The sequence below is a fragment of the Rhodococcus sp. FH8 genome (assembly GCF_019266085.1).
In the GTDB taxonomy this organism is placed as follows: domain Bacteria; phylum Actinomycetota; class Actinomycetes; order Mycobacteriales; family Mycobacteriaceae; genus Rhodococcus_F; species Rhodococcus_F qingshengii.
On record NZ_LPNQ01000065.1, the window covers coordinates 618,174 to 637,842 of the forward strand.

General features: G+C 62.5%; 17 protein-coding genes. 15 read left to right on the plus strand and 2 right to left on the minus strand.

Features of this window, described 5'->3' with window-relative positions; all coding sequences use genetic code 11:
- Positions 1 to 3: 3 nt before the first annotated feature.
- Both mftM and mftR read right to left on the minus strand, forming a co-directional pair.
- The gene (mftM, locus tag ATN38_RS17370) at positions 4 to 837 is read right to left on the minus strand and encodes a mycofactocin oligosaccharide methyltransferase MftM (protein ID WP_073512120.1); all 834 of its coding nucleotides are present in this window, start codon (positions 835 to 837) and stop codon (positions 4 to 6) included.
- Between the two features lie 29 nt (positions 838 to 866).
- Complete coding sequence (gene mftR / locus ATN38_RS17375; protein ID WP_007728311.1) at positions 867 to 1,466, minus strand: mycofactocin system transcriptional regulator; 600 nt, start codon at positions 1,464 to 1,466, stop codon at positions 867 to 869.
- 150 nt (positions 1,467 to 1,616) lie between these two features.
- Here mftR and mftA point away from each other — a divergent pair, with 150 nt between their 5' ends.
- The 15 genes from mftA (at position 1,617) to eat (ending at position 19,665) form a co-directional block, all read left to right on the plus strand.
- The gene (gene mftA, locus ATN38_RS17380) at positions 1,617 to 1,712 is read left to right on the plus strand and encodes a mycofactocin precursor MftA (RefSeq protein ID WP_063836238.1); all 96 of its coding nucleotides are present in this window, start codon (positions 1,617 to 1,619) and stop codon (positions 1,710 to 1,712) included.
- Positions 1,697 to 1,984 (plus strand): mycofactocin biosynthesis chaperone MftB, encoded by a 288-nt coding sequence (gene mftB, locus ATN38_RS17385; RefSeq protein ID WP_007728309.1) that lies wholly within the window; start codon positions 1,697 to 1,699, stop codon positions 1,982 to 1,984. The genes mftA and mftB overlap by 16 nt, the downstream gene beginning before the upstream one ends.
- A 76-nt stretch (positions 1,985 to 2,060) precedes the next feature.
- Complete coding sequence (gene mftC / locus ATN38_RS17390; protein WP_003942089.1) at positions 2,061 to 3,278, plus strand: mycofactocin radical SAM maturase; 1,218 nt, start codon at positions 2,061 to 2,063, stop codon at positions 3,276 to 3,278.
- A gap of 55 nt (positions 3,279 to 3,333) precedes the next feature.
- On the plus strand, positions 3,334 to 4,512 hold the full coding sequence (gene mftD, locus ATN38_RS17395) for a pre-mycofactocin synthase MftD (protein WP_003942047.1): 1,179 nt from the start codon (positions 3,334 to 3,336) through the stop codon (positions 4,510 to 4,512).
- A 26-nt stretch (positions 4,513 to 4,538) separates the two neighbouring features.
- Positions 4,539 to 6,470, plus strand: a complete 1,932-nt coding sequence (locus ATN38_RS17400) for a mycofactocin system FadH/OYE family oxidoreductase 1 (RefSeq protein ID WP_073512119.1) — start codon at positions 4,539 to 4,541, stop codon at positions 6,468 to 6,470.
- Positions 6,467 to 7,294 (plus strand): mycofactocin-coupled SDR family oxidoreductase, encoded by an 828-nt coding sequence (locus ATN38_RS17405; RefSeq protein WP_003941966.1) that lies wholly within the window; start codon positions 6,467 to 6,469, stop codon positions 7,292 to 7,294. The genes ATN38_RS17400 and ATN38_RS17405 overlap by 4 nt, the downstream gene beginning before the upstream one ends.
- Complete coding sequence (locus ATN38_RS17410) at positions 7,294 to 9,243, plus strand: mycofactocin system FadH/OYE family oxidoreductase 2 (RefSeq protein WP_073512118.1); 1,950 nt, start codon at positions 7,294 to 7,296, stop codon at positions 9,241 to 9,243. Before ATN38_RS17405 ends, ATN38_RS17410 begins: the two co-directional genes overlap by 1 nt.
- A gap of 41 nt (positions 9,244 to 9,284) precedes the next feature.
- Positions 9,285 to 10,523, plus strand: a complete 1,239-nt coding sequence (locus ATN38_RS17415; RefSeq protein ID WP_218748282.1) for an HNH endonuclease signature motif containing protein — start codon at positions 9,285 to 9,287, stop codon at positions 10,521 to 10,523.
- Between the two features lie 100 nt (positions 10,524 to 10,623).
- Positions 10,624 to 11,316 (plus strand): mycofactocin biosynthesis peptidyl-dipeptidase MftE, encoded by a 693-nt coding sequence (gene mftE / locus ATN38_RS17420; protein ID WP_054186896.1) that lies wholly within the window; start codon positions 10,624 to 10,626, stop codon positions 11,314 to 11,316.
- Positions 11,317 to 11,413: 97 nt separating this feature from the next.
- The gene (gene mftF / locus ATN38_RS17425) at positions 11,414 to 12,811 is read left to right on the plus strand and encodes a mycofactocin biosynthesis glycosyltransferase MftF (protein ID WP_007730153.1); all 1,398 of its coding nucleotides are present in this window, start codon (positions 11,414 to 11,416) and stop codon (positions 12,809 to 12,811) included.
- Complete coding sequence (mftG, locus tag ATN38_RS17430; RefSeq protein WP_007730154.1) at positions 12,808 to 14,289, plus strand: mycofactocin system GMC family oxidoreductase MftG; 1,482 nt, start codon at positions 12,808 to 12,810, stop codon at positions 14,287 to 14,289. The genes mftF and mftG overlap by 4 nt, the downstream gene beginning before the upstream one ends.
- 105 nt (positions 14,290 to 14,394) lie before the next feature.
- Positions 14,395 to 15,708 carry a helix-turn-helix domain-containing protein gene (locus tag ATN38_RS17435; protein ID WP_007730155.1) on the plus strand — a complete coding sequence of 438 codons (1,314 nt, stop codon included), beginning with the start codon at positions 14,395 to 14,397 and terminating at the stop codon, positions 15,706 to 15,708.
- A 143-nt stretch (positions 15,709 to 15,851) separates the two neighbouring features.
- Positions 15,852 to 17,375 (plus strand): aldehyde dehydrogenase, encoded by a 1,524-nt coding sequence (adh, locus tag ATN38_RS17440; protein ID WP_007730158.1) that lies wholly within the window; start codon positions 15,852 to 15,854, stop codon positions 17,373 to 17,375.
- A gap of 91 nt (positions 17,376 to 17,466) precedes the next feature.
- On the plus strand, positions 17,467 to 18,027 hold the full coding sequence (locus tag ATN38_RS17445; protein WP_003942021.1) for a DUF779 domain-containing protein: 561 nt from the start codon (positions 17,467 to 17,469) through the stop codon (positions 18,025 to 18,027).
- 165 nt (positions 18,028 to 18,192) lie between these two features.
- Positions 18,193 to 19,665 (plus strand): ethanolamine permease, encoded by a 1,473-nt coding sequence (gene eat, locus ATN38_RS17450; RefSeq protein ID WP_085998902.1) that lies wholly within the window; start codon positions 18,193 to 18,195, stop codon positions 19,663 to 19,665.
- Positions 19,666 to 19,669: the final 4 nt, after the last annotated feature.

Consider the following 19,669-nt stretch of genomic DNA (forward strand, 5'->3'; position numbering starts at 1 on the left):
TTTTCAGGCGGCCGATGCGTCCAGCACCAACCAGCCGCCGTGATGCTCGAATACCTCGAACGGCACACGGCTCTGCCGGCCGACCGCACGCAGTGACTCGAGATCGAAAGTGCGGATGTGGCCGTGGCACGCGGTGGCTTCGTCTTCGAAGGGGACTGCAATGACGACCCGTTGACGCGCGATCCGGAGTGCTTGCGCGATCACGGCCTCGCCGACTGCGTCGTCGACGTGTTCGAGGAGATGAATCGCGGTGACGGTGTCGGCGCTGTTGTCCGGTGCCGGTACTTCACCCGCGTCGCAGATCACCGTGTCGATCGTGATGCCGAGTTCGGGGGCAACCGCGTCGAGCAGGATCATCGTTCCGGGCAGGATGTCCGTGGCGGTCACGTCCATTCCGGCGCGCGCGAGCCGCAGGGGCAGGAAACCGAAGCAGGAACCCAGATCGAGCACGGAACCGCGGACCAGCTCTTCGGCTTGGTCGTGAATCGGCGCGAAATCTGCAGTGCCGTCCAGTAGTTCGGCAAGGGAGTTCCGGTAGTAGGTGGTCCAGGATTCGAGAGCGCCGTCCACGGTGGAGCGAACCAGGCCGACCATCGTCAACTCGAATTCGTCCTGACCGAACTCCGCGTCCTGGATCGACGAGGTGACTCCGGCAACGAGTCGCTCACTCAGATCGGCGGGAGTGAGGGAGTGCTTGACGTGGAGGCGACCGCCTCGGCGATCGAGCGAGATCGGACCGGACTCGACGCGTTCGACGGTGACATGCCCGAACGACCACAAGCCCGGCGTCGACGGCGCCAGGGAATCCAGGACGGGTTCGTTCGTGATGGTGGACATGATCGCCTTTCTCAGGTGGTGATGCTTTCTCAGGTGCTGATACCGGTCCGCAGGGACTGCGTACCTGTTTTCAAGAGTTCCGGTAGCTCGAGTGAATCGTCGGTGAGCCACTGCTCGTACGCCGACATCGCGACCCCGAGCAGAAGATAGCCGACCGTGCGTGGGCCGTGATCGGTCGGCTCGAGATTCATTCGGCGTGCGACGTAGTCGGCGACCACCTGCCGCCAACCTTCGTACATCACCACAGAGTATGCCTGAAGCGTCGGAACTTCGAGGATCAATTCCATCCGTTTGCGATGTACCGCAGTCTCTTCCGGTGGGAAGGTGTTGAACGTCAACAATGCGGATTCGAGTGCGTCGACCAACGGAATATCAGCGGGCAGTGAATCCAGGTGCTCGCGCATCTCGTCGAGATGTCCGTCGAAGTCTCCCCAGGGGACGGCGTTCTTGGACGGGAAGTAGCGAAAGAAGGTCCGACGCGCGATGCCGGCGGCGTCGGCTATCTGGTCGACGCTCACCTCGTTGAAGCCGACTGTCGAGAACAGTTCGATCCCGATCGTGCTGATTCCCTCCTTCGTTGTGGAGGGGCGACGACCTATCCGAGCGGACGGTTTCTTGCGGCTACGCATACTTTTTTCGCTCCATGTGTGTCATTCTGCACTCGATGCCATTACAGTGGTGAACCGAGTCACAGTGAAGTCCCACTAGTGACCACCAACTCCCAGGTTGGAAGTCTGATCTACAGACTTCCAGACGGAGTGCGACCGCAGGAGGAATCCATGTCAGATCGTGACAACAAGGCGCTCGAGAACGACCTCGTCGAGGAGTCCCTCGTGGAGGAAGTTTCCATCGACGGCATGTGCGGCGTGTACTGACCGTGTCTGCTTTGGATCTCGATGCGGGGTGGAAACTCCACCCGCAGGTAGCGCTTCGCCCCGAACCTTTCGGGGCGTTGCTCTACCACTTCGGAACACGCAAGCTGTCGTTCCTGAAGAACACGACCATCGTTGCGGTGGTCAAGGCGTTGCCAGACCATCCTGATGTCCGGTCCGCACTACGTGCGCAAGGCATCGAAGATGACGCGGCTCCCCAATATGCCCGCGCGCTGAGCACTCTCGCCGACTCGCACATGATCGTGCCTGTCTGAGCCAGACGCTCGCCCCCACGTGCGGAACAGCCCTTCCGCACGTTCGCCCGCTTCATTTCTTCGCGAGGACACAGCCATGACCTCAGTTCTTGAACAGCCCTCCCCGCCCGCCAAGGTGGGTCGCCTCGTCGATCAGTTCGAACTCGGACTCGACGCCCCCATCTGCCTGACGTGGGAACTCACCTACGCCTGCAACCTGTCCTGCGTGCACTGCCTTTCGTCGTCGGGTCGTCGTGACCCCAACGAGCTGAGCACCGAACAGTGCAAGTCCATCATCGACGAGCTGCAGCGTATGCAGGTTTTCTACGTCAACATCGGTGGCGGCGAGCCGACGGTACGCTCCGACTTCTGGGAGCTCGTCGACTACGCGACCGACCACCAGGTTGGTGTGAAGTTCTCCACCAACGGCGTGAAGATCGACAAGAAGGTCGCGGCGCGCCTCGCAGCCAGTGACTACGTCGACGTGCAGATTTCCATCGACGGTGCCACCGCTGAGGTCAATGACGCTGTGCGCGGGCCTGGTTCGTTCGCGATGGCCGAGCGCGCTCTCGCGAACCTGAAGGAAGCCGGCTTCAAGGACGCCAAGATTTCGGTGGTCGTCACGCGGCACAACGTCAGTCAGCTCGACGAGTTCAAGGCTCTCGCGGACAAGTACGACGCGACCCTGCGCATCACTCGACTGCGTCCTTCGGGCCGCGGCGCCGACGTGTGGGACGACCTGCACCCGCGTCCGGAGCAGCAGCGTGAGCTCTACAACTGGCTGGTCGCCAATGGCGAAGGCGTCCTGACGGGCGACTCGTTCTTCCACCTCTCCGCCTTCGGCGATGCACTGCCCGGTCTCAATCTCTGTGGCGCGGGCCGCGTCGTGTGCCTGATCGACCCGGTTGGTGACGTGTACGCATGCCCCTTCGCGATTCACGAGCAGTTCCTCGCCGGAAACATCGTGAAAGACGGTGGATTCCAGGAAGTCTGGCAGCACTCGGACCTGTTCGAGGAGCTGCGATCGCCCCAAACCGGTGGCGCCTGCAGCAAGTGCAACCACTACGACTCCTGCCGCGGCGGCTGCATGGCGGCCAAGTTCTTCACCGGACTGCCGATGGACGGACCTGACCCCGAGTGCGTCATCGGCAACGGTGAAATGGCACTGGCGTCGGCGGGCGAGGTCCCGAAGTCCAGTGTCGACCACTCCCGTTCCGGTCAACGTAAGACCCCACGCGCATCGGTGCCACTGACACTGATGATGCGTCCGCCCGCCAAGATTTGTGACGAAAACCCGCTTGCGGGAATGCAGTAACTACTGCGCGATACCGACAGTGCGGCGAAAGCTGCACCCCAGAGAGGTCAGTTCAATGGCTAAGAATGCTTTCTTCGAGACGGTGGCAGAAGCACAGCGCCGTGCGAAGAAGAGGTTGCCCAAGTCCGTGTACGCGGCGTTGGTAGCGGGATCCGAGAAAGGGCTGACGGTCGACGACAACGTCGCGGCATTCAGCGAATTGGGTTTCGCTCCCCACGCTGCCGGGCTGTCGGACAAGCGCGAGATGTCCACCACCATTATGGGCCAGGACATTTCGTTGCCCGTCATGATTTCACCGACCGGTGTGCAGGCAGTGCACCCCGACGGTGAAGTAGCGGTAGCCCGTGCGGCTGCAGCACGGGGAACAGCCATCGGACTGAGTTCTTTTGCCAGCAAGTCCATCGAAGAAGTTGCCGCGGCCAACCCGCAGGTCTTCTTCCAGATGTATTGGGTCGGTAGCCGCGACGTGCTCCTGCAGCGTATGGAGCGCGCTCGCGCTGCCGGTGCCAAGGGCCTGATCATCACCACCGACTGGTCCTTCTCGTACGGTCGCGACTGGGGCAGCCCGTCCATCCCCGAAAAGATGGACCTCAAGGCGATGTTCCAGTTCGCACCCGAGGGAATCATGCGCCCGAAGTGGTTGCTCGAGTTCGCCAAGACCGGCAAGATCCCGGACCTGACCACCCCCAACCTCGCGGCTCCCGGCCAGCCTGCACCGACGTTCTTCGGCGCATACGGCGAGTGGATGCAGACTCCGCTTCCGACGTGGGAAGACATCGCCTGGCTTCGTGAGCAGTGGGGTGGACCGTTCATGCTCAAGGGCATCATGCGCATCGACGACGCCAAGCGAGCTGTCGACGCCGGTGTCTCCGCTATCTCGGTCTCCAACCACGGTGGTAACAACCTCGACGGCACCCCGGCGCCGATCCGTGTGCTCCCGGGCATTGCCGAGGCCGTGGGCGATCAGGTGGAAGTTGTTCTCGACGGCGGCATTCGACGCGGCGGCGACGTCGTCAAGGCGCTCGCACTCGGAGCCAAGGCCGTCATGCTCGGGCGCGCCTACCTGTGGGGCCTCTCGGCCAACGGCCAGGCCGGTGTCGAGAACGTGCTCGACCTCATGCGGATGGGCATCGACTCGGGGCTGATGGGCCTCGGCCACTCGTCCATCACCGAACTGAGCCCGGCGGACCTGGTGATACCGGAAGGGTTCACACGCACATTGGGTGCCAGCTGAGATTACGGCTCCGATAGAGCTGTGAGTTGACACTCGACGAACACACGACCCTGGCCGGACGCCTCGTCCGGTCCAGGGTTGTTTTCGGTCCGCACGAGACCAACCTTGCTGTGGGACGCTCGCTTTCCGATCGGCACCGTGCGTACTACCAGCGCCGCGCCGAGGGCGGAACCGGGATCGTCGTCACCGAAGTGGCCTCGGTATCGGAGAACGACTGGCCGTACGAGCGGGCGCCGTTGGCGTCGCAATGTGGCCCGGGGTGGCAGTCGATCGCGGCTGCATGTGCTCCGTACGGAACGCTGGTTCTGGCCGGGCTCGGTCATACCGGCATGCAGGGATCGAGCGCATACTCCCAGTCGGTGCTGTGGGGACCGTCAAGAGTGGCCGACCCGGCGACGCGTGAGTTGCCGATGGCAATGGGGCAGCCGGAAATCGACCAGCTGATAGTCGGCTTCCGTGAGGCGTCGGCGCTGGCCGTCGCTTCGGGAATGGACGGAGTGGAACTCGATGCCGGTCCTCGAAGCATTCTGCGACAATTCCTTTCGGGTCTGACCAACACTCGGCAAGACCGATACGGTAGCGATCGCGTTGCTCTTGTTCGCGAGGTCATCTCGGCAGTGCGCGAGGAAGTCGGGTCGGATCACGTTGTCTCCCTGCGGTTGTCCTGTGACGAGGAAGCTCCATGGGCGGGCCTGACGCCCGATCTTGCCATCGGTATCGCGCGTGAAGTGTCTCCGTTCCTCGATCTCCTTGTCGTCGTTCGTGGCGGACTCTATTCGTCTGAGGGGTACCGCCCCGATTTTCACTGCCCGCCGAACTTCAACCTCGATCTGTGCCGTGAGATCAAGGCCGCTCTGTCGATTCCTGTTGTCGTGCAGGGGAGCGTCGTGGACATCGCCGACGCTCACGCGGCGCTGGAAGTAGGTGAGTTCGTCGAGATGACCCGGGCCCAGATCGCAGACCCGGACCTGGTTGTGAAAGCCGCGCGCGGCGATCGTCCCCGGCCGTGTGTGCTCTGCAATCAGACGTGCCTCGTGCGTGATCCTCGCAATCCTGTCGTGACATGCGTCGGGAATCCGAGCGCGGGTTTCGAGACGGTGGACCCCGATGAGCGAGAGCAGATTTCGACACCGGGAGCCGTGCTGGTCGTGGGGGGTGGCCCCGCTGGGATGGAAGCCGCACGGATCTCGGCGGTGGCGGGGCACTCGGTCACACTCGTCGAGAGTTCATCGCAGTTCGGCGGCATGATCCGAACTTTTGCGCGAGGTGACGGCCGTAGCCGGTTCGCACTCCTCGCGCAGTGGTTGGAGGACGAATGCCGTCGTAGCGGCGTGACGATGCGGACCGGGGCGGCGCTCGACGCCCAAGACCTGGGTGACGCACGCAGCCGGGGCGAGTTTGTTGTCGTTGCCACCGGTAGTGCTGCGAGGCCGCCGACGTATCCGGTCGACGATTCGGTTCGATGGTTGGATGCGTCGGAAGCCTTCGAGAAGTTGAGCACCGTGGGGCCGGGTCCGGTCGCGCTGATCGATCCCCTCGGTGGACCGATCGCGGTGGCGCTCGCAGAAGCACTCGCGGCCCATGGCATCTCCGTCTCGATTGTGACTCCCGACAGCATCGTCGGTTCGAGGCTCGGTGCGAGTGGGGATCTGGTCGGCGCCAACACGCGCATCCAGCAGGCCGGGGTCACCAGGGTGCTCGCGTCACGTGTCACCGAAATCGCTCGAGGGGCCGTCTGCGTCGAACACGTCCATACCGGCGAGCGGTCACAGCTCGAGTGCGAAGTGGTGATCGACTGCTCGCCTCGTCTGCCGAACGAAACGCTGAAGGAAGAGGCCGACATTCAGGTGGGCGACTCGGTTGCCCCGAGAACTGTTCTCGAATCCATCCGCGAAGGGCGCTTTGCAGGGTTTACTACTAGAACGAGTTTCAATTCTGCAGAGAGGGCTATCTCATGACACAGGGTTCAGTTCGTTCGCTCGAAGGTCGCGTTGCTTTCATCACCGGCGCAGCGCGCGGTCAAGGACGTGCGCACGCGGTCAAGATGGCGCGCGAGGGAGCAGCGATCATCGCGGTCGACGTATGCGCGTCGGTGGCGTCGGACAATTCCTACGACGCAGCAACTTCCGAGGACTTTGCCGAGACGATACGTCTGGTGGAAGCGGAGGGCGGGAAGATCCTCGCCCGCGAGGTCGATGTCCGTGACGGCGCAGCGCTCACCGCGGTGGTCAAGGACGGCGTCGAACAGTTCGGACGACTCGACATCGTGGTCGCCAACGCCGGGGTCTGCAACTGGAATCGATTCTGGGAAATGTCGGACGAGCAGTGGGAAACTCTGATCGACATCAACCTGACCGGAGTCTGGAAAACCCTCAAGGCCTCGGTGCCGGCGATCATCGAGGGTGGGCGCGGTGGATCGATCATCGTGGTCAGTTCGGTGGCCGGACTCAAGGCGCTGCCCGGACAGGCGCACTACGCGAGCGCCAAGTTCGGTCTCGTCGGTCTGACGCAGGCCGCAGCAAAGGAACTGGGGGAGTACAAGATCAGGGTCAATTCGATCCATCCTTACGGAGTGAATACGCCGATGGGGGTCGACCAGGGAGCTCTCGAGGTATTTGCAAAGTTTCCGCAGTACCTTCCCAACTTCACTCCGATCCTCTCGGACATCGCTTTCGCCGAACCTGACGAGATCGCCGATACCGTCCTGTGGCTCGCCGGTGACGGTTCCCGCACCGTCACGGCAAGTCATATCGCGCTCGATCAAGGAAACTCCAAGGTCTGATGACGCCGTACCCGCGCCTCTTCGCGCCACTGCGCCTGGGCAACCTGACACTCCGCAATCGGGTGGTGTTCTCCGCACACCTGACCAATTACGCGGAGAACGGGTTGCCGACGGAGCAGCACGCGAGCTATTACGAGGCGCGGGCACGCGGCGGTGCGGGTCTGATCATCACCGAGGAACACTCGACGCATCCTTGGGATCGACCGTACGAGAAGATGATTGCGGGCTATCGGCCCGAAGCGATCGAGGGATACCGGCGGATCACCGACGCCGTTCATGCACATGGTTCGTCGATTCTCGCGCAGATCAACCACAATGGGGGCCAGGGCGCTGGAACCTATTCGCGATCGCCGCTGTTGGCGCCGAGCGCCGTCGCCGATCCGTTGTTCCGCGAGGTGCCCAAAGCTGTCGACGACGCGGACATCGCCGAGATTCTCGCAGGGTTCGCCCTTGTTGCCCGCAATTGCGTCGCCGGTGGCTTCGACGGGGTGGAATTGCAGGCGTCGCAGTCGTCCATAGTGCGCGCGTTTCTCGCCCCCTCGACCAACGTGCGCACCGATCGCTACGGCGGGGGCGTGGCACATCGTGCACGGTTCCTTCTCGAAGTGCTCGGGGTACTGCGTAAGGCCATCGGCCCGGATCGTGTCCTCGGTGTGCGCCTGAGTGGATACGAAGGAACGCGGGGTGGCATCGAACTGTCCGACGCAGTAGCCACCGCTCAACTCATCGAAGCTGACGGTTACGTCGACTACATCAACACCACCGTCGGAATGGCCACGGAAACACTGCATCTGGTCGAAGCATCGATGGCTGTACCCACCGGCTACGCCAACTTCGTCCCGTCTGCGATCAGGGAGGTCGTCGATCTTCCAGTCGTCGGAGTCGGCCGTTTCAAGACGCCGGAGCAAGCCGAAGCTGCACTCGAGGACGGTGTATGCGATCTGGTGGGCGTAGTTCGCGGGCAGATCGCCGATCCGGATTTTGTGAACAAGGCGCGTGCTGGTCAATCGGTACAGGTGCGAACCTGCCTGTCCTGCAACCAGGAATGCGTCGGGCGGATGGGTCTGGGACGTTGGTTGGGGTGCACCGCAAATCCGCGCGCTGGTCGGGAATCGGTACCGCTGCCGATGCCGCGGCGACGGGGCCGCACGGTGGTGGTGGTCGGTGGCGGCCCCGCCGGCCTGCAAGCTGCGGCTACAGCGGCCCAGCGAGGTCATGCGGTGACGCTGTTCGAGCGTGAACGAAGACTTGGGGGACAGATTCTTACCGCCTCGGTGGTACCGGCTCGCCGTGAGCTCGCCGACCTCGTCCGGAATCTCGAATCTGAGTGTCGCCGAAGTGGTGTGACGATCGAGTTGGATGCTGGAGCTGATCTCGCGATCGTGGAGGAGCGCGCGCCCGAGGTGGTCGTGATTGCAACCGGAGCGCGGCCTTTACGCCCAGCGTGGGCGGGTAGATCAGAGCGTGTGGTGGGTGTTCGAGACGTTCTCGACGGCAAGATTCTGCCGAGTGGAACGGTGCTCGTCTACGACGAACTGGGATTCCATCAAGGTACGTCGGTGGCGGAGTTCCTCGCTGATCGAGGCTGTGCCGTCACGATCGCGACCAACGGTATGGTGGTCGCGCAGGACCTGAGCATCACCCTGGATTTCGAGGGGTGGAACCGCCGAGCGTTCGAGAAGTCGATCGGTCAACGGACAGATCTGATGGTGACTTCGGTGAGCGCTGGGGCCTCGCCGCTCGTGAGCTTGGTTCACCTTCCGACGGGTGTGACCGAGGAAGTTGCAGTCGACTGGGTGGTCTTCGCGACACAGCAGGAACCTGTCGACGAGTTGTGGAACACCTTGCAGGGAAGCTGTTTCGAGAAATTTCGCATCGGTGACGCCTTGTCTCCGAGGCGTTCGCACGCGGCCGTCATCGAGGGGCATCGGGCCGCGTTGGCGATATAGTCGTCCGTTTTGTCCCTGGTTCTCGAAAGTATGTTTTGAGCATGGACAGTCGGGAAGCGTGGCAACTGGATGGCGTGGGCCTCAAGGGGGAGGTTCTGGATCTGGTGCGTGTCCGGCACGAGTTGCAGTCGCGGATGGTGTTGTTGATCGTGGAGATGTTTTCCCGTGAGGTTCTCGGCGGGAAGGGTTTTCGGGCGATCGCGCAGTGGTTGCATGGTTCGACGAATCTGGAGATCGGTGAGTGCAGTCTGCTGGTCGGGTTGGCGCGGTTGTTGATGCTCGAACCCGTTGTGGGCGATGCGTTTCATCGTGGTGACGTGGATGCGTTGAAGGCGCGGCAGGTGGCGTCGTTTTGTCAGCATCCGCCGAAGAACATGACCCTGGCGGATGTGGACAAGGCTCGCGGGATTCTGTTGGGTTTGGCGTCGAAGAACATTGCTGATTGTGATGCGGTGCGGGCGGCGATTCGGCGGATCGAGAAGCAGTACGGCAAGCGTGAGGACGGCGTTCCGGTGGGTGAGGATTCGGAGCGCAACGAGTTCTACGCGTCGAAAGGTTTGTACGGGCGTGTGTCGGTGAAGGGTGATCTGGATGCTGTGAACGGGGCCCGTCTGATCACGTTGTTGTCGAGCCTGTCTGCGCCGACACCGGAAAAAGACGGCGTCAAGGACACACGCACGCCTGCATTACGGCGCGCGGACGGGTTCTGCGAACTACTGCGCCGGTACGAGCGGGCGGGGTTGGGTCCGATCGAAGGCGGGGTGAAACCACACATCACCGTTACCGCCAGTGCAAAAGACGTGACCGACCTGAAAGCGTTGAAGGATTTGTTGCCGTCGACAGAAGAGCTCGGGTTTGCGTGGACGGATTGGGTGGGCCCGATCAGTATCGACACTGCCCGGATGCTGGCATGCGACTGCACCGTGACGCGGATCCTCCTGGACGAGAATGGTGTTCCGCTCGACTGCGGCAAGGAAGCGAGAACGGCGACGGTTCTGCAAAGGCGGGCGTTGGCGGTTCGTGATGGTGGGTGCGCGTTCCCGGGGTGCGGGACACCGTCGGGGTGGTGCGATGCTCATCATATTGTTCACTGGAACGATGGTGGCCCAACAGATCTCGACAATCTGATTCTGTTGTGCGGTCATCATCACCGGACGCTGCACCACATGGAGTGGCGGGTGGAGATCGGTCCGGATCGGAAGACGGTGTTCTATCCGCCGATGTCGGTTGATCCGTATCAACAGCCGATCGGCGGGAACAGCCCACCGACAGCGGCGTGAACCGCGACAACTGACGAATACGCCGGGCACAACAAAATGCCCCGGTGTATCCGCATGCAGTGTTGCGGTGGGAGGGGCCCACACCAAATACGATCGGGGGATGAGTTCTCCGCGTGACCTTGCTGCCATCCCGAGTCCTGCGCTCGAGGGCACTGCGCTCACCGTCGTGGTCCCGGTCGGTTCTTTCGAACAACACGGACCGCACCTGCCTCTCGATACCGACACTCGGATTGCGAGAGCAGTCGCACAGGCTCTGCCCGACGTCGTCGTGGCCCCGGCCATCGAATACGGGGCGAGCGGCGAACACGAAGGGTTTGCCGGCACGATTTCGATCGGTGCGGAGGCCATGGAAACCGTCGTCGTCGAATACGGAAGGTCGGCGTTCCGATGGACGAAGAGGGTGCTGTTCGTCAACGGCCACGGCGGAAATGGTCCCGCATTGGCCAAAGCGGTGGCACTTCTGCGGTATGAGGGGCGTGATGCTGCTTGGGCGCCGTGCGCTGTTCCGGGTGCCGACGCGCATGCCGGACACACTGAAACGAGCCTATTGCTGCACCTTTCGCCCGATTTGGTGCACATGAGCCTTGCTGAGACAGGAAATTTGTCTCCTATCGCGGACCTGATGCCAGGAATGCGTTCGGGCGGTATGGTCGCTGTGTCGCAAAACGGCGTTCTCGGCAATCCAGTCGGGGCTACCGCCGAAGACGGCGCATACATCTTCGGTGAGTTGGTAGGACGCGTGACGGATGGACTGGCCCGGTGGGAGCCTGGTCCAGATGGGAGGCTTCGGTGACGACCACGACCGAGTGGGGGCGGACGGTCCACCTGCGACGGCTTTCGAGGCTGCGACGAGTTGCAGCACGACGGGCTACGTCCCTTACGATCATCTGATGCGACCAGCAAGACTCCCCGACGGCTTCGGCATTCGGTTGGACCCCAAGGTGCGCACGTACTCGGGTGGCCGGGTACTCATCGGCGGATCTCCGACGCGGATGCTCAAGCTGGCGCCGACGGCTGCGGCGATGATCGGTGACGGCTTCCTCGAGGTGGTCGATCAGCAGAGCGCTGCGGTTGCGCGACACCTTCTCGATTCAGGTGTCGCGAATCCTCGTCCGATGTCGACGCCGTCCGCTGCCGATGTCACGGTCGTGATTCCGGTCAAGGACAACCAGGCCGGCGTCGAACGCCTATTGCCCGTCCTCAAGGATCTGACCGTCATCGTTGTCGACGACGGTTCGGAAGTGCCGGTGGAGCCCCGTCGCGCCTGCCCGGGCACCGGCACCATCACAGTGGTCCGGCACGAGAGTGCCCGCGGACCCTCGGCAGCGAGAAACTCGGGATTGCGTTCGGCCCAAACACGTTTCGTAGCTTTTCTGGACTCTGACGTCATACCGCGTGCCGGTTGGCTCGAGTTGATGTTGGGCCACTTCAGCGATCCGGGGGTTGCCCTTGTTGCACCCCGCATCGTCGCCCTCGATCCGTACGGGACGGCGCTGGCGCGGTACGAGAACATGCGATCGTCTCTCGACCTCGGACGCAAGGAAGCTGCGGTGAAGTCGGGCAGTCCGGTCGCCTATGTCCCCAGCGCCGCCGTGATCGTCCGGCGCGACGTGGCACTCGAATGCAACGGTTTCGACGAGAGTCTCGAAGTAGCCGAGGACGTCGATTTCTGCTGGCGACTGCAGGCTGCGGGTTGGCGACTGAGGTACGAACCGGTTGCGCATGTCGCCCACGATCATCGAGTTCAGTTCGACAAGTGGTTCGCCAGGAGAGCGTTCTACGGCACGGGTGCGGCGCCGTTGGCTGCAAGACACGAGGGTTCGGTTCCGCCGATGGCGATGTCGTTCTCGACGCTCTTCGCGTGTATCGCCGCTGCAACACTGACCCGTTCCGGTCTTGCCGGCGCACTCGGCGCTTTGCTGTTTACCGTTTACCGGCTGCGAAAGATGTTCACCGGCCTGAGTCAACCCACCCGGATCGCGGCGATCCTCACCGCGCAGGGAGTTGTCGGCGGATTCTGGCAACTCGCCTCGGCAATGTGTCGTCACTACTGGCCCGTGACGCTCCTGGCGGTGATCGCCTCCAGGCGAATTCGGCGGCTGGCCGTCGCTGCAGCAGTCACCGAAGGTTTGGTGGACTGGTATCGCCACCGTGAGCCAGGCGGGCTGGGACCGGTTCGGTACGTCTTCTTCAAACGAGCCGACGACATCGCGTATGGAGCCGGACTCTGGCGTGGCGCATTCGACGCCCGCGACTGGGCGGCGCTGAAACCTCGAATCACCAAGTGACAGAAGCCGACTACGCAGATTTCCTGGTTGTCGGTGGTGGCACGTGTGGTTGCGTGGTCGCAGCCAGGCTCAGTGAAGATCCATCCGCCACGGTGATGCTCCTCGAATCGGGAAGCGGATATCGATCGGCGCTCGAACTCCCGGACGTCCTGGGTGATCCGTACCGACTGCCGGTCGGACCTGCGAGCGAATACACGTGGACCTATCCGGTCGAACTGACGCCGCGTCGGGCGTCCACAATTGCGCGGGGGCGGACACTCGGTGGATCCGGAGCCGTCAACGGTGCGTACTTCACCCGCGCGACCCGTGCTGATTTCGAGAATTGGCCGAGTTCATGGCGATACGACGACGTCTTGCCGTACTTCAAGAAGTCCGAAACGGATCGTGATTTCGAGGGCGAGTTCCACGGGACCGCCGGACCGATCCCGGTCGAGCGTCGAGCGTGGGACCAACTACATCCACTGAGCGGCGAGTTTCATGCGGCAGCGCTCGGAGCAGGCTTTCCCGACGACGTCGACAAGAATGCGCCGGACTCGTTCGGGGTGGGCCGAGTGCCACTGAACGTCTCGGATCATCGTCGGATCAGTACGGCGATCGGGTATCTGATGCCGGCGTTGCACCGGCCGAATCTGCGGGTGGAATCCGGAGTGAACGTCATTCGCATCGCGTTCTCGGGTACCCGTGCGATCGGCGTCGACGTTCTCGACGACGGTAATGTCCGACGCATTCGTGCCGACCATGTGGTCGTGTGTTCGGGCGCGGTGGCGACACCGCACATTCTCCTGAATTCCGGTGTTGGTCCAGCGGAACAACTTGTAGGGCAGGGAGTTTCCGTCGTTCTCGATCGACCGGGCGTCGGACAGAACTTCGTCGACCACCCGGAAGTGCTGCTGCCGTACCATTTTTCGAAGCCCCGCACGATTCGATCGCAGACTCCGGTGCTGGAGACAGCCCTCAACCTCGCTGAGATCGAAATCCGTCCGTACACCGCATCTTTCACAGACCTGGTTCCCGGTGTGCCTCGCATGGACCACGGCGTCGGAGTGGTCCTGATGGCGCCGCACAGCCGGGGAAGCATCGAACTGGTATCGGGGGATCCCGCTGGGGCGCCGCGTATTCGGTACAACTATGTCGCGTCGGCGCACGATCGAGCTGCCATTCGGGAAGGGATGCGGATCGCCGAGAATCTTCTCGAGTCGATCGCCGAGACGGGGTTGATCGATCGCCCCGTCGTGGAGTACACCGATGAGTGGGTCGAATCCCGCTTGGGAACGTCGCTGCATATGTCCGGTAGTTGCGTGATGGGTGCCGAGGCGGACCCGTTCGCAGTCGTCGACGGTCGGTGCCGTGTGATCGGCGCGCAAGGACTCAGTATTGTTGACACGTCAATCCTGCCGACGATCCCGACCCGCGGCCCGCATGCGACCGCGGTGATGGTCGCGGAACGAGCAAGCGCCATTCTGCTCGGTGACGAGTGACCGCGAGGGGTAGCAGGCTGGGTCGGCAGTCATACCGAATGGTCGTTCTCGCCTATGGGCTGTGATCGGCGTTACAGTGGTCCACGGAGCGGAGGAACGCAAAATATGGCACGTGAACAGGCTGTGCCCGGCAACCCGTGGGTGGCGGTCAGGCCAGGCGATGACGTCGCGTTACTCGCGCGGCGACTTTCGTCTGCCCATCAGTCGTTCATCGATGCTCGCGGCGTGCCCGGCCAGGGGCTGACCGACGACTCCCATGTCCGCTCGGTCGTACTCGAGTCCTGGATGCGGAGCCGCAACAAGGGGGTAAATCCCGATGTGGTCGGCAACCCTGAGATGCTCGAAGGGTTGGAGCTCGAAAAGTATCGCTCCGCGCATCCCATGTCACTGATCCGTCCGGTGATTCGGAAACTCCTGGTGGAAGATGCTGCCGAGACCGGACTACTGATCGCGATCAGTGACGCACACGGTCGATTGCTCTGGGTGGAGGGTGACAACTCGGCCAAGGACAAGGCGTTGTCCATGAACTTCGTTGAAGGCGCCGACTGGAGCGAAGATCGTGTCGGCACCAATGCGCCGGGAACGGCGCTTGCTCTCGATCACTCCGTACAGATTTTCGGATCCGAGCATTTCAACCGAACCGTGCACGACTGGAGTTGTTCGGCCGCACCCGTCCACGATCCCACCACTGGGCAAATCCTTGGTGCCATCGACATCACCGGTGGTCCCAGGGTTGCGGTTCCCGAAGTGCTGTCACTGATCCGTGCAACTGTCGCGGCCGCCGAATCGGAATTGCGATTCCATCTCTTGAACTCGCCCATCCCGCTCAGTGCCACGGCTCCGCGCCTCGAAACATTCGGTGCCGGCCGGCCGACGCTGGTTCGCGGCGGTGACCGCATCCCGATTTCGCAGCGTCACGCCGAGATTCTCCTTCTGCTTTCCGAACACCCGGAGGGCCTCAGCTCCGACCACCTTGCGGTCCTGCTCGACGAGGGCGAACTCGACGCAGTGACCATTCGCGCGGAAATGTCGCGGCTTCGTAAGGTTTTCGGCGCCGACCGGCTGGCTTCGCGCCCCTATCGGATCATCACGGAGTTCACGACAGATGTCGGCGATGTGCGGGCAGCGTTGGACCGAGGCGACGCAGCGACGGCGATGAAACTGTATTCGGGCCCGGTGCTGGCGGGCTCTGCCTCCCCGGGAATCGAAGAGGTGCGGGAAGAACTACGCACCAGGGTCCAGGCAGCTCTGCTGCGTGGAGGTGACGCCAACCTTCTGGCCCGGTGGACCACGTCGGTGCACGGCCGCGAAGACTCCGTCGTGTGGGAGGCCTACCTGTCCACGTTGGATCCTCAATCTCCGCTGTATTCGCAGGTCCAGGCTAGAATTGATCTCCTCGACCGCCAATTGGGCATCTGAGAATCATCTGCGTTTCTCGCACGCAACGTACTTGCAACGTTGCAACTCCTAGTGTTGTGAATCACACCCCACCGGGGGGTGGGATTGCAGTCACCGATTTGGTGGGTGCGCCCAGGAAGATCACGTTTACATAGGAGCTTGCAATGACCGTGTACGCCCGCCCAGGTACCGCCGACGCGATCATGTCCTTCCAGTCTCGATACGACAACTGGATCGGCAACGAATGGGTTGCTCCGGTCAAGGGTCAGTACTTCGAGAACCCGACACCGGTGACCGGACAGAATTTCTGTGATGTGGCTCGTTCCACCGCAGAAGACATCGAACTCGCTCTCGACGCAGCGCACGCAGCAGCTCCGGCCTGGGGCAAGACCTCGGTCGCCGAGCGCGCGATCATCTTGAACAAGATCGCTGATCGTATGGAGGAGAACCTCGAATCCATCGCACTCGCCGAGTCGTGGGACAACGGCAAGCCGATCCGCGAGACCCTCAACGCCGACATTCCGCTCGCCATCGATCACTTCCGATACTTCGCGGGAGCTATTCGCGCACAGGAAGGTTCGCTCTCGGAGATCAACTCCGACACCGTGGCGTACCACTTCCACGAGCCGCTCGGCGTAGTCGGCCAGATCATTCCGTGGAACTTCCCGATCCTCATGGCCGTGTGGAAGCTTGCCCCCGCCCTCGCTGCCGGCAATGCCATCGTGCTCAAGCCTGCCGAGCAGACGCCAGTCTCGATCCTGCACCTCATCGGCATCATCGGTGACCTGCTGCCTGCCGGTGTTCTCAACATCGTCAACGGCTTCGGCGTCGAGGCCGGAAAGCCGCTCGCGTCCAGCCCGCGTATCAAGAAGATCGCGTTCACCGGTGAGACCACCACCGGTCGCCTGATCATGCAGTACGCGTCGCAGAACCTTATCCCCGTCACCCTCGAACTCGGTGGCAAGAGCCCCAACATCTTCTTCTCCGACGTTCTCGCCTCAAACGACGACTACCAGGACAAGGCACTCGAGGGCTTCACGATGTTCGCCCTCAACCAGGGCGAGGTCTGCACCTGCCCGTCACGTTCGCTGATCCAGGAAGACATCTTCGACGAGTTCCTCGCGATGGCAGCCATCCGCACCAAGGCTGTGCGCCAAGGGGATCCGCTCGACACCGACACCATGATCGGTGCCCAGGCCAGCAACGATCAGCTCGAGAAGATCCTCTCGTACATCGAGATCGGCAAGGCCGAAGGCGCCAAGGTCATCACCGGTGGTGAGCGAGCCGAACTCGGCGGAGACCTGTCCGGCGGCTACTACGTCCAGCCGACGGTGTTCACCGGCAACAACAAGATGCGCATCTTCCAGGAAGAGATCTTCGGACCCGTCGTCTCGGTCACCTCGTTCAAGGACTACGACGAGGCCATCGAAATCGCCAACGACACGCTCTACGGTTTGGGCGCCGGTGTCTGGTCCCGCGACGGCGGAGTTGCTTACCGCGCAGGCCGCGACATCCAAGCCGGTCGCGTCTGGACCAACACGTACCACCAGTACCCGGCACACGCCGCTTTCGGTGGATACAAGCAGTCCGGCATCGGCCGCGAGAACCACCTGATGATGCTCTCGCACTACCAGCAGACCAAGAACCTCCTGGTCAGCTACGCCCAGAAGGCTCAGGGCTTCTTCTGATCTACCCACCGGCACCCGTGAGCCCCTCGCTGCGGGTGCCGGTGAGCAAGACTGCAACACGCGAAACCTGCACAAACACACGGAGGTTGGAATGAGCGCCACGGACACACCCGATACCGGCGCCGTTCCACCCCGGTTGGTGACCACCGCTGGGGCGGCTGACCTCCTGCGCCGCCTCAGCGGGACTCACGGCGAACTGATGATGCATCAATCCGGCGGATGCTGCGACGGCTCGGCCCCGATGTGTTATCCCTCAGGCGAATTCATCGTCGGGGACCGTGACGTACTACTCGGAATCGTCGATCTCCGACTTGCTGTCGGAGAGACTCCCGAAGACCTTCCCACCGGAACCGACGCTGTACAGGTCTGGATTTCCGGATCACAGTTCGAAGCCTGGAAGCACACCCAGTTGGTACTGGACGTCGTGCCCGGCCGCGGCAGTGGATTCAGCCTGGAGTCTCCTGAAGGATTCAGATTCCTCAGTCGAGCAAGGGCATTCACACCGGACGAAAACGAAGCACTCGGCGCGTCGAGCATTCTCGTGGGCGCTGATTGGGAAGCGGGCGTGCGTCCTTTGCCCCCGACGGTTCCCCAGGTGGTCGCCGAGGCCGTCGACGCCTGCCCGGTGCCGGGCGCGGCCGCCCGATCCTGAGAACGGCAGCCTGAAGAAGATCTGAACAGACTCGGGGCCGCTCACATGACAGCCAGTTAACAGCACGGTCATCTCCAGGCGACCTTCTCCGTACATCGCCCACATACCGTTCATTTCACGCGACGCATCCACCGTGCGTCGTCTCATTCTTGACCGATTCAGAGGATGGACATGTCTCTTTCCGACCACGCAACCGGCAAAAACGCCGGTGCCGCGGGTGCACACCACGACGGCGCAGACTTCCATGCGGAAGACAATTCGTATCTGGAGAAACGAACACTCCGAAAGGGAACAGCAGGGTGGGTGCTGCTTGCGGGGTTGGGTGTCAGCTATGTGATTTCCGGTGACTACGCCGGCTGGAACAACGGTCTGGCCGAAGGTGGTTTCGGTGGCCTTCTCATCGCGGCGGTTGTCATCGCGGGTATGTACCTGGCGATGGTGCTCGGTATGGCCGAGATGTCGTCGGCACTTCCTGCCGCTGGTGGTGGATACACGTTTGCCAGACGGGCCATGGGGCCCTGGGGCGGATTTGCCACCGGCACAGCAATTCTCATCGAGTACTCGATAGCACCCGCAGCGATCGCGACCTTCATCGGTGCGTACGTCGAGTCCCTGAACCTGTTCGGGATCACCGACGGCTGGTGGGTGTACCTCGCGGTGTACGCGATCTTCATCGGCATTCACCTCACCGGCGCCGGTGAGGCACTCAAGGCGATGTTCATCATCACCGCCATTGCACTCGTCGGCCTGGTCGTGTTCGCGGTTTCGGCTGTCGGCCTTTTCGATTCGTCCAACCTCACCGATATCGCCGTCGAAACCAGCGCAGTCGGATCGTCGTCGTTCCTGCCATTCGGTCTGCTCGGAATCTGGGCCGCCGTGCCCTTCGCGATCTGGTTCTTCCTTGCGGTCGAAGGTGTACCGCTGGCCGCCGAGGAAGCACGTGAGCCGGAGAAGAACGTCCCCCGCGGCATCATCATCAGCATGTTGATCCTGATCGTCACAGGCGCAACGGTTCTCTTCCTCGCCACCGGTGCGCTCGGCGCAGACGCCCTGTCCACCTCCGGAAATCCGCTCGTCGAGGCTCTGGGGGACAGCGGAGCGGCAAAGGCCGTCAACTACATCGGACTTGCCGGTCTGGTCGCGAGCTTCTTCTCGATCATGTACGCCTACTCACGCCAGACGTTTGCGCTCTCCCGCGCCGGCTATCTGCCGAAGAACCTGTCGGTGACCAACAAGCGCAAGGCCCCCACTCTCGCGCTCGTCGTACCCGGAATCATCGGCTTCGCGCTCTCACTCACCGGTGAAGGTGCAATGTTGCTCAACATGGCGGTGTTCGGCGCGGCAGTAAGCTACGTCCTGATGATGGTGAGTCACATCGTTCTTCGTAAGCGTGAGCCGAACATGCCGCGCCCGTACCGCACGCCCGGCGGTATCGCCACCACCTCGTTTGCGCTCGTGATCGCGGCAGTGTCGGTGGTGGCCACCTTCCTGGTCGATCCCGTTGCGGCATTGCTGACGTTGGTCGCCTTCGGAGTTCTGATGGCGTACTTCGGTCTCTACAGTCGTCACCACCTTGTTGCCAACTCGCCGGACGAGGAGTTTGCTGTACTTGCACAGGCGGAAGAAGAATTGGGATGAGTCG